Origin of the sequence: Paenibacillus antri (assembly GCF_005765165.1) — a bacterium.
Classification (GTDB): Bacteria; Bacillota; Bacilli; order Paenibacillales; family YIM-B00363; genus Paenibacillus_AE; species Paenibacillus_AE antri.
The window spans coordinates 1-17,307 of sequence record NZ_VCIW01000010.1; the positions used below are offsets into that span (position 1 = coordinate 1).

16 protein-coding genes are annotated in these 17,307 nt (G+C 63.9%); 12 read left to right on the top strand and 4 right to left on the bottom strand.

Annotated elements, in window-relative coordinates:
- Positions 1-511: 511 nt before the first annotated feature.
- The gene (locus FE782_RS15585) at positions 512-1,969 is read right to left on the bottom strand and encodes a sensor histidine kinase (protein WP_238392507.1); all 1,458 of its coding nucleotides are present in this window, start codon (positions 1,967-1,969) and stop codon (positions 512-514) included.
- Entirely contained in the window at positions 1,966-2,664 is a 699-nt protein-coding gene (locus FE782_RS15590; RefSeq protein ID WP_138195151.1) for a response regulator transcription factor, read from the bottom strand. Before FE782_RS15590 ends, FE782_RS15585 begins: the two co-directional genes overlap by 4 nt.
- A 178-nt stretch (positions 2,665-2,842) precedes the next feature.
- On the opposite strand from FE782_RS15590, the gene FE782_RS15595 reads away from it, so the two are divergent.
- Positions 2,843-3,250, top strand: coding sequence for a DUF6220 domain-containing protein (locus FE782_RS15595; RefSeq protein ID WP_138195152.1), 408 nt, complete (start codon positions 2,843-2,845; stop codon positions 3,248-3,250).
- Between the two features lie 7 nt (positions 3,251-3,257).
- On the opposite strand, the gene FE782_RS15600 is transcribed toward FE782_RS15595, so the two are convergent.
- Positions 3,258-4,160 carry a helix-turn-helix transcriptional regulator gene (locus tag FE782_RS15600; protein WP_138195153.1) on the bottom strand — a complete coding sequence of 301 codons (903 nt, stop codon included), beginning with the start codon at positions 4,158-4,160 and terminating at the stop codon, positions 3,258-3,260.
- A 164-nt stretch (positions 4,161-4,324) separates the two neighbouring features.
- Here FE782_RS15600 and FE782_RS15605 point away from each other — a divergent pair, with 164 nt between their 5' ends.
- From FE782_RS15605 to FE782_RS15645, 9 genes are all read left to right on the top strand, one after another.
- The gene (locus FE782_RS15605) at positions 4,325-6,103 is read left to right on the top strand and encodes an ABC transporter ATP-binding protein (protein ID WP_138195154.1); all 1,779 of its coding nucleotides are present in this window, start codon (positions 4,325-4,327) and stop codon (positions 6,101-6,103) included.
- The gene (locus tag FE782_RS15610; protein WP_138195155.1) at positions 6,100-8,220 is read left to right on the top strand and encodes an ABC transporter ATP-binding protein; all 2,121 of its coding nucleotides are present in this window, start codon (positions 6,100-6,102) and stop codon (positions 8,218-8,220) included. The genes FE782_RS15605 and FE782_RS15610 overlap by 4 nt, the downstream gene beginning before the upstream one ends.
- A gap of 278 nt (positions 8,221-8,498) precedes the next feature.
- Positions 8,499-9,287: an ABC transporter ATP-binding protein gene (locus FE782_RS15615; RefSeq protein ID WP_138195156.1), complete on the top strand. Its 789-nt coding sequence runs from the start codon at positions 8,499-8,501 to the stop codon at positions 9,285-9,287.
- The gene (locus FE782_RS15620; protein WP_138195157.1) at positions 9,284-10,912 is read left to right on the top strand and encodes a hypothetical protein; all 1,629 of its coding nucleotides are present in this window, start codon (positions 9,284-9,286) and stop codon (positions 10,910-10,912) included. The genes FE782_RS15615 and FE782_RS15620 overlap by 4 nt, the downstream gene beginning before the upstream one ends.
- A 48-nt stretch (positions 10,913-10,960) precedes the next feature.
- Positions 10,961-11,590, top strand: a complete 630-nt coding sequence (locus tag FE782_RS15625) for an NUDIX hydrolase (RefSeq protein ID WP_238392518.1) — start codon at positions 10,961-10,963, stop codon at positions 11,588-11,590.
- A gap of 92 nt (positions 11,591-11,682) precedes the next feature.
- Positions 11,683-12,537, top strand: a complete 855-nt coding sequence (locus tag FE782_RS15630; protein ID WP_138195159.1) for an EcsC family protein — start codon at positions 11,683-11,685, stop codon at positions 12,535-12,537.
- A gap of 182 nt (positions 12,538-12,719) precedes the next feature.
- On the top strand, positions 12,720-12,902 hold the full coding sequence (locus FE782_RS15635) for a hypothetical protein (protein WP_138195160.1): 183 nt from the start codon (positions 12,720-12,722) through the stop codon (positions 12,900-12,902).
- Between the two features lie 176 nt (positions 12,903-13,078).
- Positions 13,079-13,540, top strand: coding sequence for a C40 family peptidase (locus FE782_RS15640; RefSeq protein WP_138195161.1), 462 nt, complete (start codon positions 13,079-13,081; stop codon positions 13,538-13,540).
- Positions 13,541-13,708: 168 nt separating this feature from the next.
- Positions 13,709-14,092: a YkvA family protein gene (locus tag FE782_RS15645; RefSeq protein ID WP_238392508.1), complete on the top strand. Its 384-nt coding sequence runs from the start codon at positions 13,709-13,711 to the stop codon at positions 14,090-14,092.
- On the opposite strand, the gene FE782_RS15650 is transcribed toward FE782_RS15645, so the two are convergent.
- The gene (locus tag FE782_RS15650) at positions 14,089-14,715 is read right to left on the bottom strand and encodes a pyridoxamine 5'-phosphate oxidase family protein (RefSeq protein ID WP_138195163.1); all 627 of its coding nucleotides are present in this window, start codon (positions 14,713-14,715) and stop codon (positions 14,089-14,091) included. The genes FE782_RS15645 and FE782_RS15650 overlap by 4 nt on opposite strands.
- A 115-nt stretch (positions 14,716-14,830) precedes the next feature.
- Between FE782_RS15650 and pdxR the strand changes: the two genes are divergently transcribed.
- Positions 14,831-16,297, top strand: a complete 1,467-nt coding sequence (pdxR, locus tag FE782_RS15655) for a MocR-like pyridoxine biosynthesis transcription factor PdxR (protein WP_138195164.1) — start codon at positions 14,831-14,833, stop codon at positions 16,295-16,297.
- Complete coding sequence (locus FE782_RS15660) at positions 16,297-17,298, top strand: hypothetical protein (RefSeq protein ID WP_138195165.1); 1,002 nt, start codon at positions 16,297-16,299, stop codon at positions 17,296-17,298. Before pdxR ends, FE782_RS15660 begins: the two co-directional genes overlap by 1 nt.
- Positions 17,299-17,307 lie beyond the last annotated feature (9 nt).

Sequence of the window (17,307 nt, forward strand, 5' to 3'; positions counted from 1 at the left end):
AGCTCTGCCGCTGTTCACTCATGTGAACACCTCCTAGTTAAGTTCATTATTTAATGTCTCTTAACTGGTGTCCACTTTTTATTCTAGTTGCAAAAGTCCGACTACACCGCCTTCGGAGCCGCGCCGGGGGCGAATAGTCGGAGAAGGTCCGACTAAACCGCCTGCGGAGCCGCGCCGGGGGCGAATAGTCGGAGAAAGTCCGACTAAACTGCCCGCGGAGCCGCGCCAGGGGCGAATAGTCGGAGAAAGTCCGATTAAACCGCCCTGGGAAGCGCGCCGAGGGGCGAATAGTCGGAGAAAGTCCGACTAAACCGCCCTGGGAAGCGCGCCGCGGGCGAATAGTCGGAGATAGTCCGACTAAACCGCCTTGGGAAGCGCACCGGGGGGCGAATAGTCGGAGAAAGTTCGACTAAACCGCCCAGGGAAGCGCGCCGGGGGCGAATAGTCGGAGAAAGTCCGACTAAACTGCCCTCGGAGCCGCACTGGGGGCGCATAGTCGGAGAAAGTCCGACTACTCCGCTTCCGGCGGCGCCTCGTACGGCAGCGTCACCGCGAAGACGGTGCCGCGTCCCGGCTCGCTCGCGACGGAGATCGCGCCGCCGTGGGCGGACACGAACTCCTTCACGATGGCGAGCCCGAGCCCCATGCCGCCCCCGTCGCGGTTGCGCGCTTCGTCCGTCCGGTAGAACCGGTCGAAGATGTACGGCAGCTGCTCGGGCGCGATGCCGGGGCCGGTATCCGACACCGTCACCCGCAGCGAGCGCACGCCCCCGGCCGTCGTCTCGTCGACGTACGCCTTCACGAACCCGCCCGAAGGCGTGTACCGGACGGCGTTGACGAACAAGTTCAAAAACACCTGCGTCAGCCGGTGCGGATCGACCGACAGCACGACGTCGTCGGTCAGCCGCTGCAGCGTCACCGTCACGCCCTTCGCCTCGGCGTCGGGCGCGACGCGCTCGACCACGCGGCCCAGCAGCGCGTGCAAATCCGTCGGCTTCCGCTCGAGCGGAAGCCGCTTCGCCTCCGCGAGCGACAGCTGATGCAGCTCGTCGACGAGCCGCGTCAGCCGGATCAGCTCGTCCTGCAGCGGCAGCAGCCGCTCCGGCGCGAGCGGCTCCCCGCGCTGCTGCGCCGCGTCGAGCTGCCCGCGCAGGATCGTGAGCGGCGTCCGCAGCTCGTGCGCCACGTCGGCGACGAGGTGGCGGCGCGCCTCTTCGGTGCGCTGCAGCCGCTCCGTCATGGCGTTGAACGCCTCGGCGACGCGGCCGAATTCGCCGCGCCGCGTCACCGGGGCGCGCGCGTCCAGGTCGCCCGAGCCGAGGCGATCGATCGCCTCAAGCAGCGTAGTCAGCGGCTGGGTCAGCCATCGCGCCTTCCAGAAAGCGACCGCGAGGGCGATCGCGGTGAAGACGACGACCGCGAACAGCAGGAGCGCCCGCGTGGAATGCAGCAGCCCCGTGCGCAGCCGCGACAATTCGCCGACCTCATCGTCGTAGAAGTATAAGAAGCCGATCGCCTGCCCGTCCGCGTCGAACAGCACCGACCGAATGCCGAAGTCGGTCACCGTCCGCGCTTCGACGGGGCCGGCCACGAACCGGACGTCGCGCCGAAGCGACAGCAGCGCGACGCTCTCCGCCGGGGTAAGGAGGGAAGCGGCGGCGGCAAGCGCTTCCGACGGAGCCCCGTCCGCCGGGCTCCGGCCGCCGTCCGGAGACGACGGCCCCCAGGAACCGCCGCCTTCCGCGTACGCCTCTTCGAACGCGGCGGACAACGAAGCGACGCGCTCCTTGCGCGGCGCCTCCACCATCACGTCCAGCACGTCGCTCTGGACGACGTGGGAGATGAACGAAAACACGAGCGCCATCCCGACGACCATCCCGGCCATCGCGATAAACAGCTGCCGCCGCACGCTCATGCCGGCCAACCGCCGCGCCACGGCCGCGCCTCGAGCTTCGCTTCCGCGGCTCACGACCGCTCCCCGCCGAACCGGTAGCCGAACCCGTACACCGTCTGAATGTACGTCGGCTTCGACGGATCGTCCTCGAGCTTCTTCCGCAGATGGCTGATATGAGCGTCCACCGTCCGTTCGTCGTTCAGGAAGTCGTCGGGGAACGCGCTCGAAAGCAGCTGCAGCCGGCTGTACACGATGCCCGGCCGCGCGGCGAGCGTCAGCAGCAGCTTGAACTCCGTCGGCGTGAGCGGCACGTCGACGCCGCGCTTCGACACCCGGCACATCGCCTCGGAGATGGTCAGCTCGCCGCGTTCCATCGTCTCCTCGGCGGCGCCGAACGCGTCCGGCCCCTCGATGCGCCGCAGCACCGAGCGGATGCGGGCCGCCAGCTCCCGCAGCGAAAACGGCTTCGTCAAATAATCGTCCGCCCCCACCTCGAGCCCGACGATCTTGTCCGTCTCCTCCGTCTTCGCCGTCACCATAATAATGCCGACGCGCTCCGTCCGCCGCAGCTCCCGGCACACGTCGATCCCGCTCATCTCCGGCATCATCCAGTCGAGCACGACGAGCGACGGCTTCGCCGATCGCGCCAGCCGCAGCGCCTCGCGCCCGGTCCGGGCCGTCAGCACGACGAAGCCTTCCTCCCGAAGGAACGGCTCCATGAAATCGAGCACCTTCGGCTCGTCGTCCGCGATCAATATCGTATGGGCCATAAAACCAACGCCTCCAAAGCTCTACCCGTTTTCCCAACAGTATACCCCGACCGCGGCCGCGAAGCGGGCGAATTCACGACATTCGCAACGCGTCTTCACAAGTTCGCAACAAGTCGTTGCTACAATGATCCTAGGCCAATAACAGATTCAACACATTTCCGCTAGGAGGAAAATCACAATGCAAACCGATAACCAAGGCGCACCCGTCCCGGAAAAGGGCAGAGGCTCCCGCATCGCCTTCGCGGTATTCGCGTCCGTCTTCGCCGTCTGCGTCGGCGTCCAGGTGCTGCTCGCCGGGCTCGCGACGTTCGTCGACGCGATGAACTGGGCGCGCCACACGAGCTTCATCCACTTCGTCGAGTTCATCCCGCTGATCATGCTGGCGCTCGCCTTCACGGGCAAGCTGCCCGCGCGGATGCGGTGGCAAAGCTTCGGCCTCTTCTTCATGATTATTCTGATGTACTTCACCGCCAACGTCGCCGCCGTCATGCCGGTCGTCGCGGCGTTCCATCCCGTCATCGCGCTGGCCATATTCGCGCTGGCGCAAAAATTAGTGCCCGAATCGTGGCGGCTCGCCCGCGCATAAGCAAAGTCTATAAGCGATGCTTCTTTCGATACTCGCTCGGCGTGATGCCCTCCGTCTTCGCGAAGCACTGCGTGAAATACGAGAAATGCGAAAATCCGACGTCCTCGGCGATGCGGCTTACCGGCGCGTCCGTGTTGATCAGCATCAGCTTCGCCTGCTCGACGCGGTACATCGTTAAGTACTCGAGCGGCGTCACGCCGAACACCTGCTGCATGCAGCGGGCCACGTACGTCGGATGAAAATTGAGTCCTTCCCCGATCTCCCGATAATGAATCGGCTCTCGAAACCGCTCGCGTAAAAACTGAGCGGTTTTTTCCGCGAGGGCGATCGACGACGACGTCGCGCGATACTGCTGCTCGCCGTGCAAGTCGTGCAGCACCTCCTGGAAGATCGTCTGCTGCTGCCACATGAGCGAAGGCTTGTGGTGGCGGTTCAGATCGATCAAGTGCTTGATGTTCCGGTACGTCTTCGTCGGGAACGTCAGCTTGCAGAACTGCGGCACCACGAGCGTGAAGTGCTGCACCCGGCGCTGCGTCAGCTCCTGGCGCGGAATGATTTCGTCGTACGGATACAGCCGCGCCCCGCCGGGGCCCGCTTCCTCGTCCGTCGCGCCGCTCCACACCCCCGTCGTCTGGAAATGCACCCAAAAATATTGCGTCTCCCGCCTCGCCGGCTCGAGCGGCGTATAGTTCCGGTCGGGCCGCAAAATAAGCGCATGCCCCTTCGTCGCGCGGAACTCCTTATCGCCCTCCGCGAGCGCGATCTTCCCTCGAACGACCACGATCATCTTGAAAATGCCGAGCTTCGCCGCAGCCGGATGCACCTTGCCGACCGGGTACGTCCGCTCCCCGCCGACGATGTAATGCGGAAGCGGCGGGGCCTTAAACTGTAGGAAATCCGTAGTCGCCACGTCCTTTCCGCCGAATCCCGAAGTTACGATTGTGACAATCGAAGTTAGATTCGTATCTATGACGAACCCATTATATCAAATACGATATGTGAAGAGTTTGTGAAAATGGCGTGCGCTCAAGAAGGCCACACTAACAGAACGGCAGAGACAAGGAGGAAGCTTGTTTGGGCAGGAAGACGATTTTTCGGGAGCATATCGTTCGGCATCGGTGGTCGTATTTGATCGGCTTCGCGCTCGTTACCGTCTCGTCCTTGCTGCAGCTGCTCATCCCGGCGCTCATGGGACGGTTCACCGACAGCCTCGAGGAAGGGGCGCTCGGCCCGGCGCGCATCGCGGCGTTCGCGCTCGGCATCGCCGCGGTCGCCTTCGGGACGGCGTTGTTCCGCTCGATCAGCCGGATCTCGATGTTCCGGCTTGCCCGGGTGCTGGAGAAACGGGTGCGCAACGATCTGTTCAAGCATTGGGAGCGCCTACCCGTGCAGTATTACAACAATCAGCGGGTCGGCGACCTGATGGCGCACGGCGTCAGCGACGTCGGCGTCATGCGCGAGGTGACGATGGGCGCCTACTACCAGGTGGCGGAGGCAGTCGTGCTGATCGGCGTAACCGTCGGGGCGATGGCGCTCAGCATCTCGCCGCTGCTGACGCTGTTGACGCTGCTGCCCTTGCCGCTGCTCACGTTCATGGCGTATCGGTTCCACAACAAGGTTATGCGTCAGTCCGAGGACGTGCAGAGCGCGATCGGCGACATGACGAGCCGCGTGCAGGAATTCGTCGCCGGCGTCCGCGTCGTCAAGGCGTACGTGCAGGAGAAGGCGGAGACGGCGAAGTTCGAAGCGTCCAACGCGCAAGCCGTGCACACGAACCGGGAGTTCGTGAAGACGAACTCGCTGTTCAACGGCGCGAGCCAAGGCATCGTCGGCGTCTCGTTCCTCATCTCCGTCATCGTCGGCGGCGTCATGGTGCTCGAAGGCGGAATCACGCTCGGCGAATTCGTCGCCTTCAACACGTACTTAACGCTCATCATCGGCCCGATCGAGAGCATCGGCAAGGTGATGAACACGCTGCAGAAGGGCTCCGCCTCGGAGAAGCGGCTGCTCGAAATTCTCAATACGACGCCGGAGGTCACCGACGGGCCGGACACGAACGAGTCGATCGCGCGGATCGGCGGGGAGATCGCGTTCCGCGGCTTAACGTTCAAGTACCCCGGCGCGAAGCGGCCGGCGCTGCGCGACATTACGCTCCACGTGCCGCGCGGCAGCTCGCTCGCCATCGTCGGCAAGGTCGGCAGCGGGAAGAGCACGCTCGTCTCCCTGCTTGTCCGCATGTATAACCCGCCGATCGGCACGCTGTACGTCGACGGCAACGACATCCTGACCGTGCCGCTCAAGACGCTGCGGGAGAACGTCGGCTTCGTGCCGCAGGACGGCTTCTTGTTCTCCTCGACGATCAAGGACAATATCAGCTTCGACCCGAAGCCGCATTCGATGGACGAAGTCGAGGAGGCGGCCCGGCTCGCGCAGGTGTATGACAACATCGTCGAGTTTCCGGGCGGCTTCGAGACGGCGCTCGGCGAGCGGGGGCTGTCGCTCTCCGGCGGGCAGCGTCAGCGCGTCAGCATCGCGCGCGCGATCATCAAGAAACCGTCGATCCTCGTCTTCGACGACAGCTTGTCGGCGGTCGACACCGAGACGGAGGACCGGATTCTCGCCGGCCTCGACCGCGTCATGAAGGGCCGCACGACGATCATCATCGGCCACCGCATCTCGTCGGTGCGCCGCGCGGACCAGATCATCGTGCTCGATCAAGGCCGCATCGTCGAGCGGGGCGACCACGACGCGCTCGTCCGGCTCGGCGGCATCTACGCGGACATGTATCATAAGCAGCTGCTCGACGACGAAGCGCGCCGCACGGATTCGCGAGAGGAGGCGTCGAACGGATGAGAGACATTCATCAAGAACGAGAGGTCGCGAAGCTCGGCGACTCGCAGCTGCTAGGGCGTCTGATCCGGTACGCGACGCCGTATTGGAAGCCGTTCGCCTTATGCGTGCTGCTGGCGTTCCTCGTCGTGGCCGCGGATCTCGGGCGGACGTTCCTGATCAGCGTCGCCATCGACGACCATATCAACGGCTACCGCCAGCCGATGGTGGCGGCGGAGTCCCGCGCCGAGCTCGAGCGGCGCGGCTTCGAGCCGCTCCCCGGCGACACGGGGGAGCGAGCGTACGCGCGCGTCGGCTGGGACGCGGCGGAACCGCCCGGCGATCTGGCGAAGGCGCAGATCGTGGAAGCCGGCGACGGCACATACCTCGTCGCGGGATGGCTGCCCTCCGAAGCGGAGGGCGGGTACGAGGTGACGCCGGGGGCGGACGGCGCGGCGAGCGTGACGACCGAGGACGGCTCGGCGCTGCAGGCGACGGCGCTGTCGCCGGACCAGGTCGACGCGTTCCAAGCGGGCGACGCGCCGGCCATCTGGCGGCTCGGCGGGCTGTTCCTGATCGCCGTCGTCGGCGCCGCGCTGCTGTCCGTCTGGCAGATGAACCTGCTGCAGTTCACCGGACAGCGCATCCTGTACACGATCCGCGACCAGCTGTTCCGGCATATCGGCCGCATGCCGATGTCGTTCTTCGACCGAAACCCGGTCGGTCGGCTCGTCGTTCGCGTGACGCAGGACACGGAGGCGCTGAACAACCTGTTCACGCAGGTGCTCGTCACGCTCGTGAAGGACGTGCTCGTCCTGATCGGCATCGTCGGCGTCATGTTCTACCTGAACGCGGAGCTCGCGCTGCTGACGCTGTGCGTGCTGCCGGTGCTCGCCGCCATGACGTTCTGGTACAAGGCGGTCATCCGGGAAGCGCAGCGGATCACCCGTACGATCTTGTCCCGGTTAAATTCGTTCCTCGCGGAAAACTTGTCCGGCATGCGCATCACCCAGATGTTCGTTCGCGAGCATCGCCAGTGGCAGCAGTTCGACGAGCTGAACGAAGGGTACTACCGGGCGGGCATGCGGGGCACGGTCATCAACTCGATCTTCCAGCCGGCGATCGGCTTCGTCGGCAACCTCGCCGTCGCCCTGCTGCTCTGGTACGGCGGGCTTCGCGTATTGGACGGGGCGCTGCAGTTCGGGGTCGTGTTCGCATTCACGATCTACGTCAGACAGTTCTTCAACCCGCTCATGAGCCTCGCCGAGAAATTCGGGCAGGTACAGACGGCGATGGTCGGGGCGGAGCGCATCTTCGATTTGCTGGACGAGAAGCCGGCCATGACCGAGACGGCGAACCCCGTCGCGCTGCCGCAGCCGTTGAAGGGCGAGATCCGGTTCGAAAACGTCTGGTTCGCCTACAACGGCGAAGAATGGGTGCTTCGCGACGTCTCGTTCGTCATCCGTCCGGGGCAAACCGTGGCGTTCGTCGGCGCGACCGGGGCGGGCAAGAGCTCGATCATCCAACTGATCAATCGGTTCTACGACATCCAGAAGGGCCGCATCCTGCTCGACGGCGTCGATATTCGGGAGCTGCCCATCGCGGACCTACGACGGGCCGTGGGCATCGTGCAGCAGGACGTCTTCCTGTTCACCGGAACGATCGCTTCGAACATTCGGCTGAACGAGACGGACATTACCGACGAACAGGTGCGGGAGGCGGCGAAGCGCGTCCGGATGGACGAATTCGTCCGGTCGATGCCGGAGGGGTACGATACGCTGCTCGGCGAGCGCGGCGTCACCTTGTCGCTCGGCCAGCGGCAGCTGCTGTCGTTCGCCCGCGCGATCGTCTTCCGGCCGCAGGTGCTCATCCTCGACGAAGCGACGTCGAACATCGACACCGACACCGAGATCGTCGTGCAGGAGGCGCTCGCGGAGCTGTCGCGCGGCCGAACGACGCTCGTCGTCGCGCACCGGCTGTCGACGATCCAGCACGCCGACCAAATCATCGTCATGCACAAGGGCAAGGTGCGGGAAACCGGCAACCACGCCGAATTGCTGTCGCAGGGCGGCTATTACTACCGCTTGCATCAGCTGCAGTACAAGGACCGCCAGGCGGCCGCCGCCGGGGCGGCGGAGTAGAGCGAAGAGGGTGTCCGACGCCGAAGGGCGGGGGCGCCTTCTTTTTTTTGGGGGGAGGGGACCCTTTCTCCTTGCTTCTTTCCAACCTGATTTCCCCTGCTCAGGAGCGAGTCGGCTTCTTTTCAGATACAGAAATAACAAAATCCACCAATCAGCCCGCCTGAGGGAAGGGAATCAGGTTAGAAAGGACGGCGGACCCTTGCCTGGCGCGTGGGAGGAATTATTTTCCTAATGTAGAATTGTAAGTTAGAGACAAATCGGGAGGGAGAAGCGAACGAATGAGAGAGGAACCGGTCCTATCGATTCGAGACCTGCGCATGAAATACGATGACCGCTACGTACTGAACGGCATCGACTTGGAGGCGTATCCGGGGCAGATTATCGGCTACATCGGCCCGAACGGGGCGGGGAAGAGCACGACGGTGAAAATTATGCTCGGCCTCGTCGAGGGCTATACCGGCGAGGTGAAGCTGTTCGGGAAGAGCGTCGGCGACGGCGATCTTGAATATAAGCGGCGCATCGGGTACGTGCCCGAAGTGTCGGATTTGTACGACAGCCTGACGGCGGCGGAATACGCGACGTTCGTAGGGGAGCTCTACGGGCTGACGTACGAGGAAGCGGAGCGGAAGGCCGAGCGGCTGATGGGGCTGTTCGGGCTGGGGGATGCGTATCGGTCGCGGATCTCGTCGTTTTCCAAGGGCATGCGCCAGAAAACGATGATCGTCTGCAGCCTGCTCCACGATCCGGATATTTTGTTCTTGGACGAGCCGCTCAGCGGACTCGACGCGAACAGCGTGCTGATCGTGAAGGAGGTCATGGCGAGGCTGGCGGCGCGGGGGAAGACGATCTTCTACTCCTCGCACATTATGGAAGTCGTGGAGAAGATCAGTCACAGGATCATCCTGATCGACGGCGGCCGCGTCGCGGCGGACGGCACGTTCGAGGAGTTGAGCGCGCAGAACGAGAAGGGGTCGCTCGAGGATATTTTCAACCGGTTGACGGGCTTCCACGAGCATAAAGAGCTAGCGGAGCGGTTCGTCGACGTCGTGCAAGAGGGCCGGCCATGAGGGACTATCCGACGCTCAAGGCGCTTGACGCGTTCCGCGGGCTGTTCGCGCTGGCCGGCGTGAATTATCCCGTCATGCGGCGCATTTTACAGGCGAAGCTTACGATGGACCGCCGGCGGTCGCCGACGGCGTTCTCGCAATATAACGCTAAGGCGGACGACGGCCGCGACCGGAACGTGCTTGCGGGAGCGTTGTGGCTTTACGCTTTGATGGGGCTTATTATGGTGCCGTTCGTTATCTTGGGGGACGCGTTCTGGTTTCAGATGAGTCTCGTGTTCGGCATCTTCCTGTTTTTCGCTTCGACGGCGATGATCTCCGACTTCTCGTCGGTGCTGCTCGACGTGCGCGATCGGAACGTGCTCGGCACGAAGCCGATCGACCGGCGAACGATCGGCGCGGCGAAGGCGGTGCACGTCTTCCTCTATCTCGCGACGGTGACCTCCGCGCTGATCGCGGGGCCGCTCGTCGCGGGAACGATCAAGCACGGCCCCGGGTTCGCGGCGCTGTTCCTCGCCGCCGTCGCGCTGATCGATCTGGCGGTCGTGGCGGCGACGGCGATGCTGTACGCGGCGCTGCTCCGATGGTTCGACGGCGAGCGGCTGAAGGATACGATCAACTACGTGCAGATCGCGCTGTCGATCGCGATCACCGCGGGATATCAGGTGCTGGCGAGATCGTTCGGCCTCGTGGATCTCCAGGCCGGCTTCGAGCCGAGCCCTTGGCATCTGCTGCTGCCGCCGCTCTGGTTCGCCGCGCCGTTCGAGCTGCTGCTTCGCGGGGCGACGGGAACGGTCGCCGCGGCCGGGGCGATCTTGGCGCTCGCGGTGCCGATCGCGGCTATCGCGCTCTACGCGCGGATGGCGCCGGCATTCGAGCGGAGCCTCGTCAAGCTGGCGTCGCACGGCGGCAAGCCGAGGCGAAGCGGTTCGCGGCGAATGTCGGGGCGGCTGGCCGGGTTGCTCTGCGCGTCGCGGGAGGAGCAGGCGTTCTTCCGATTCGCGTCGTCGATGCTGACGGCGGAGCGGGAATTTAAACTCAAGGTGTACCCGTCGCTCGGCTTCGCGCTCGTATTTCCGTTCATCTTCCTGTTCCAAGGCCTCGCGGACATGAGCCTCGCGGAGATGGCGGGCACCCGGTGGCATCTGTCGATCTATCTCGGGGGGATTATGATTCCCTCCGTGTTATATATGTTGAAATACTCCGGAGCGTATAAAGGAGCGTGGATTTTCCGCGTCGCGCCGTCGGCGGATCGGAGCGCGATGTATCGCGGCACGGTCAAGGCGGCGCTGGCGCGCCTCTTGGCCCCGGTGACGCTGCTGCTCGGCGTCGCGTATTTCGCGATTTTCGGCGTCGGCTTCGCGCCGCACTTCGCGGCGGTCGCGCTCGGGTTTTGTTTGTACGCGGCTTTGTGCTTCTTGTTTTCGAAGAAGACGCCGCCGTTTTCCGAATCGTTCGTCGGGGCGAAAGGAGGCGGTATCGAGATGATCGCGTTGATGCTGCTGCTCGTCGTGTTCTTCTTATTGCATCTGGCGTCGACGTACGCGGTTTGGGGCGTCTGGGCGTATATCGCCCTCTTGCTCCTGGCGAATCGGTACGTCTGGAGGACGGCGTTCCGGGTTTCCTGACGATCCGTGTATACTGAGGGGATAAGGAGGTGCGTCTTCGTGGCGGAGATGCTGGACGTATTCGACGAAGCGATGCAGCCGCTCGGGGTGCGGTCTCGAGAAGATGTCCATAAGCTCGGGCTGTGGCACCAGACGTTCCAATGCTGGTTCGTGCGGCGGATCGATGGCGTCGATACGATTTATTTTCAAGAACGGCACGAATCGAAAGCGGATTTCCCCGGACTGCTCGATATTACGGCGGCGGGCCACCTGAGCGCGGGCGAGACGCTGGAGGACGGGGCGCGCGAGATCGAGGAAGAGCTCGGCGTCGCGGTCCCTCGGGAGGCGCTGTCGTACGCCGGCTGCAAGCCGTACAAGTACCGGAAGGACGGATTTATCGATCGCGAGTTTTGCCATGTGCACTATTACGTATGCGAGCTGCCGCTCGAGGCGTTCCGCTTCCGGGACGGCGAGGTGTCGGCGATCGTGCTGATGACGCTGGCCGACGCGCGGCGGATCGTGCGGGACGCGGAAGCCACCGCGCCGGCCGTTCGGGCCGTCCCCGAACGGGGGGAGCGGCGGGACATCGTCGTCCGTTGGGCGGACCTCGTGCCGCACGAGAAGCGTTATTACGAAGCGGCGTTCGACGAAGCGGAGCGGCTGCTGGCGCGCGGCCGAGCGGATTTCTCCGCGACCTGAGACCGGACGGCGGATGGCGCGTAGTAGGATGGAGAATACTATGTTCAAAGCTGGAAGCCATGCCGCAATTATCGGAACAGGAGGCGGATTCGATGCAAGCGACTATGGAAAGCGAAGCGTATTTGCGCTCGGAGCTGCAAGCCATCGAACGTTGGGAGTCCGAACAGAAGGATTTATGGTTTTGGGAGAAGCTCGGGCGGCTGCCGTTCGTCATGCTCGACAAGGTGACGCCGAAGATCGTGCACGAGAAGATCGGGATCGCGTTGAACGAAATCGGGAGCTTCATTCAGACGGGAGGACAATATCTCGTCTCGGAGCGCGAGATCGTAGGTCAAGTGGAGAAGGAAGCGCTGGGCAAGGAAGGCGTCGTCGGCTTCACGCTCGACCACGTGCGGCAGGCGCCGCTCGACGCGATGGATCGGACGGCGGACGCGCTGGCGGAAAGCCGCGCGAATCTGGCCACGGCTCAAGGCGCGACGACCGGCTTCGGCGGCTTGTTCACGCTGGCGATCGACATCCCGGCCGTGCTCGGGCTGTCGTTGAAGGTGCTGCAGGAGATGGCGCTGTGCTACGGGTACGACCCGCAGCAGAAGCATGAGCGCGAGTTTGTCGTCAAGTGTCTCCAATTCGCGTCGTCGGACATCGTCGGCAAGAAGGCGGTGCTGGAGGACTTAGACAAGATGGCGGCCGCGCGGAGCGGACAGAGCGGCGAAGGCGGGGAACGGACCGCGATGTCGCAGCTGCAAGGCTGGCGCGAGGTCGTGGCGTCCTATCGCGACAACTTCGGCTGGAAGAAGCTGTTCCAGCTCGTGCCGATCGCGGGGATGGTGTTCGGGGCGTACATTAACCGGGGAACGCTCAAGGACGTGGCGGAAGCCGGGAAGATGCTGTATCGCAAACGCAGAATCATGGAGCGGCTCGCCGCTTCGAGCCGGCAAAACGAATAACATCGGATTTTCGATCCCTCGACCTTACGGTCGGGGGATTTTTCAGTTTCGGAGCATATCCCCTTGCTGGAAGGCTGCGTTCGGTCCTGCGAGGACAAAATATTTGGTCCGACTAGGCAGTTGTCCACATACAGCGCTTACACCTCACATATGATGAAGTATCATGATGGGAGGTGATAGGGATGGATAAATTCTGGTCCTATCTAGGCGGAGTCATCGGCGGCTACACGTTGGTCCAAGCGCCTCTGGGCAGCTTCGGGCTCGGCGGATTGGAGCCGGTGCTCGACATCGTGGGCGCGTTATCGATGATCGTGTTTGGCGCGGCGCTTGTCGTGAAAGGCGTGTTTACGCTCGTCGGCAAATAAGCGAAGGCAAAAAGGTGCAGCCCCTCGAGAAAACGAGGAGACTGCACCTTTTTTTTTCGTTGATCGATACGAAAAATTTTCTGATTTATGTAATATAAGGCGGGTTCGACAAAAATTGATGGTTTAAACCTCCCGGTTCTATAAGTTACCCTTATGGGCGGGAGGGGGAAAAGGAAATGAAACGCATTACTTTGCTAGGGCTCATGTGTCTGCTGTCCGTGATGTTGGCCGTTCCGCAAGCGTCGGCCGCCGCTTCCGGGACCAGAATCGCGGCTACCGCCAAGACGTATCTCGGGGATTTCAAATACAAGTTCGGCGCGGAACCATGGAATTCGAGGTATAAGTATTCGGATTGTTCCTCATTCGTCCAACTCGTGTTCAATAAGAGACACGGCTATCATTTACCTCGGACAAGCAGGTCGCAAGCGAAGAAAGGCAAATACGTCTCTAAGTCCAACTTGAAAAAGGGAGATCTCGTCTTCTTCGACACGAATGACGACGGCAAGATCAACCATGTAGGCATCTACATCGGAAACGGCGATTTCATTCACAGCTCTCCGGTGAATCGGGTCGGCAAGAGCGACTTATCCTCGGGCTGGTGGAAGAAGCATTACGTTACGGCCCGTCGGGTGTTATAATCCGCACACTCATATCTATATTGACCGAGTTCGCAGCGGAAATGTTGCGACAACGGCAAGGGGGTTCATGGGAATCCGCCCTCTTGCTGCCAAGACGAAAACAAGCCTCGGCGTATTCCGCCGGGGCTTTCCGATGTATAGTAGAAGGAAAACCAGGAGGGGATCGACGTGGACAAGCTGCGCGCCTGGGCGAAACGGTTGAAACGGCAGTTGTTCGCTTTGTATCTCGCCGCTCGGCGTCCGGATACGCCGTGGTACGCCAAGGCGACGGCCGCGGCGGTCGTCGCTTACGCGTTCAGTCCGATCGATTTGATACCGGATTTCATTCCGGTGTTAGGACTGCTGGACGATATCGTACTGGTGCCGCTCGGCGTGTGGCTGGCGCTGCGGCTCGTGCCCGACGCCGTCCTGCGCGAATGCCGGGAAGAGGCGGAACGCCGGCTCGCGGAGGGCGGCCGGAAGCCGGTCTCGCGCGTCGGCGCCCTCTTCGTCTGCGTCGTATGGATCGTCTGCGCCGCGGCGTTGGCGTGGTGGGCGATTCGCCGTCTCTAGCTCTCCTGTTGTTTATGATGCGGGCAATATTTCCGCATCAGCTCGGCGGTGTCGGCGTCCATCGGACGCCCCCGCCGCTCCAGCTCGCTCGACACATGGTCGGTGCGGGCTTCGGGCCAGTTTTGCCCGAACTTGAATTTCGCGGTCATGTCGTCGACGACGATCTTGATCATGCCGACCGCCTTGAGCTCCTTCGCGTACTGCGGATGCTCCGGGGTGATCGGCTCGTACCCGCCTTCGGGCTGGAGCTTGCGCATGAACGCTTCGAAGGCGGCGGCCTTCTCCGCGGCGTCCTCGATGACGACTGCGGTGCCCCGAACGAACACCGACTTAAAGAAGGCGGTCGCGGGGCACGCCATCGCCGGATCGTTCCAGTAGGAAGGGATGAGCGCGAACTCCTTGGCGACGGCGAAGGTGACGCGTTCGTTCGCCTTCAGGTTCCTCATTTTCTGCCCGACGCGGCTGCCGTGCATATAGAACGCGCCGCCTTCATAGACGAAGTTGATCGGCGTCATGTGCGGGTACCCGTCGTCTCCGTGCGTCCCGAGGAATCCGAACGTCATCTCCTTCAGGAACGCTTCGATTTCCTCTTCTTCCTTCATGTGAAACGTGCTTCTTCTCATCTGCTTCGCCCCCGGCTTGCGTGAATTTCTCCTATTGTACGGTTCGGATTGACAGGGGAAAAGATCCAATTTAGATTGGTTTTATTGGACCATTTCGAATATCGGAGGGCGGCCAATGGACCTGCTGACGTCGTATGAACGGTATGCGCGGGAATACCCGCAGAAATATATGGCGCTGTACCACGCGCTGCGGGACGCGATCGTCGGCGGCCGCGTGGCGCCCGGCGAGCGGCTGCCCTCGAGCCGTGCGCTGGCCGCGGCGTACGGCTTGTCGCGCGGGACGGTGAACGCGGCGTACGATTTGCTCGCCGGCGAAGGGTACGCGGCGGGAGGGGTCGGGCGCGGCACGTTCGCCTGTTACGCGCCGCCGGACGGCGCGGGCGGGTCAGGCGCGGCCGCGTCGGCGCAGCCGAAGCTGTCCGCCTGGGGCGCGCGCCTGGCGGCGGGGCTGGCGCCTCCCCGGGAGCGGGAGGCGCGGGGCTGGGCGGTCGACTTCACGACCGCCCGGACGGACGCCGCCGCGTTCCCGGCGGCGGAGTGGCGCCGGGCCGCGTACGCGGCGGCCCGGGAGACGGCGGCGGGCCGCGCCGACGCCGCCCACGACGCGCAAGGGTGCCTGCCCTTGCGCGAGGCGATCGCGCGCCACCTCGGCCGCGCGCGCGGCATCGCGACGACGGTCGAGCGCATCGTCGTCGTGAACGGCTCGATGCAGGCGTTGGCCCTGCTCGTGCAGCTGCTCGTCGACCCCGGCGACGCGGTCGCGATCGAGCGGCCCGGCTACGGCGGCATTCGCCGGGCGGTGCTGGCGGCGGGCGGCGTGCCGATAGACGCCGACGTCGACGAGCGCGGCCTCGTCCCCGCGCCGTGGCAAGCCCGGCTGCTCGTCGCGACGCCGAACCGCCAGTTCCCGACCGGCGCGGTGCTGCCGCTCGAGCGGAGGCTCGCGCTGCTGCGCTGGGCCGCTAGCGCCGACGCGTGGATCGTCGAGGACGACTACGACAGCGAATTCCGCCACGCCGGCCGGCCGGTCGAGCCGCTGAAGTCGCTCGATTCGCAGGGGCGCGTCGTCTTCGTCGGCACGTTTTCGCGCACGATGTACACGGAGCTCCGCGTCGGTTACGCGGTGCTGCCCGACGCGCTCTTGAGCGCGTACGCGGCGCTGAAGCGGCTGTACGAGCCGCACCCGACGGGCCTCGTCGAGCAGCTGGCCTTGGCCGCGTTCATGAAGAGCGGCGGCTACGAGCGCCATTTGCGGCGCATGAAGCGGGTGTACAGCCGCAAGTACGAGACGTTGATCGCGGCGCTGCGCGAGAAGCTGGGGCACGTCTTCGAGACGCGGCCGCAGGACGCGGGGCTGCATGTGTACGCCCGCTGGACGGGGAAGCGGGACGCGTACGAGGCGCTGATCGAGGCGTGCGCGTCGCGGGGCGTCGCCTGGTCCGACGTCTCGTACGAGCGGGACGGCGAATGGGTGTGCGCCGCCGCGTTCGGCTTCGCGGGCGTCGAACCGGAGGCGATCCGCTTCGGGATCGAGACGATCGCCGCGGCGGAAGCCGAAGGAAGAAGGAGGGGGCGCGGATGATGGAGCGACGACGTGTACGAACGGCGATCGCGGCGTTGTGGCTGGGCATCGCCTTGGGGGCGCTGACCGCCTGCGAGCGGGAGCCGGGACGGACCGACGGGACTACGGAGGCAGTGGAGGCAGTGGAGGCAGTGGAGTCGGTGGAGACGAAACCGGCGGAGCAAGAACGTCCGGAGCAAGAACGTCCGGAGCAAGAAGAACCCTTTTCCAAGAACGCCTTCGAGAAAGTCGCCGTCCCTCCGGGGTGGGCGCTCCGGCACGAGCGCGCGGACGAAGACGAGCGGGCGGCGTACGTCCTTAGGGAATACGCCGTCGACGACGCGCCGGCGGATGTTCGCCGATGGTTTCTGGAGGAGCTCGATCGGGTCGGCGGAACGGTCGTATGGTCGCATGGCGGGGAGGAGGACGCATCGCAGGACGTCGATTACGGGGCGATCGCGGAAATTCCTTCCCCGGCCGGGAACGAAACGCTGAGCGTCTATTACGGCTCGACCGCGGGGACGCCGAACGTCGCGCTGCTCCGAACGCGGTACGCGGACAGCCTGCAGGAACAGCCGTTTCTCGAAGATCATCCGTTGGTCGTTTCGGTGCCGATGGCGGACGGGTCGGAGAAGGACGTGTTCCGAGGGTACTATGAGCACCAGCATACGGATATTTACCTTGTACACTTCTACACGGCCGCGTTCTTCAAGGAGCTGGAACGGACGGAGGGCGCGCTTCGCGCGGAGCCGGCGTTTACGGTCGGGTATTTCGACGACGAGGGAGAAGAGCTGGACCCGTACGCCGACGAAGTGACCGAATCGTCGAAATTCGGCGTGAAGTTCGACGCGGGCGCGCTGCCCGAGGGGGAGCGGGAACGGGACGCCTTCCTGCGGGCGCTCGCCCGAACGGCACTGCTCGGCGATCGGTCGATCTACTGGGACGTGCCGGCCGACAAGGCGCTCTACTTCTGGATCGGCGAGGAAGAAATCGCGGCCGTGACCGCGGGGGATTTGCTGTAGCCGTATAAA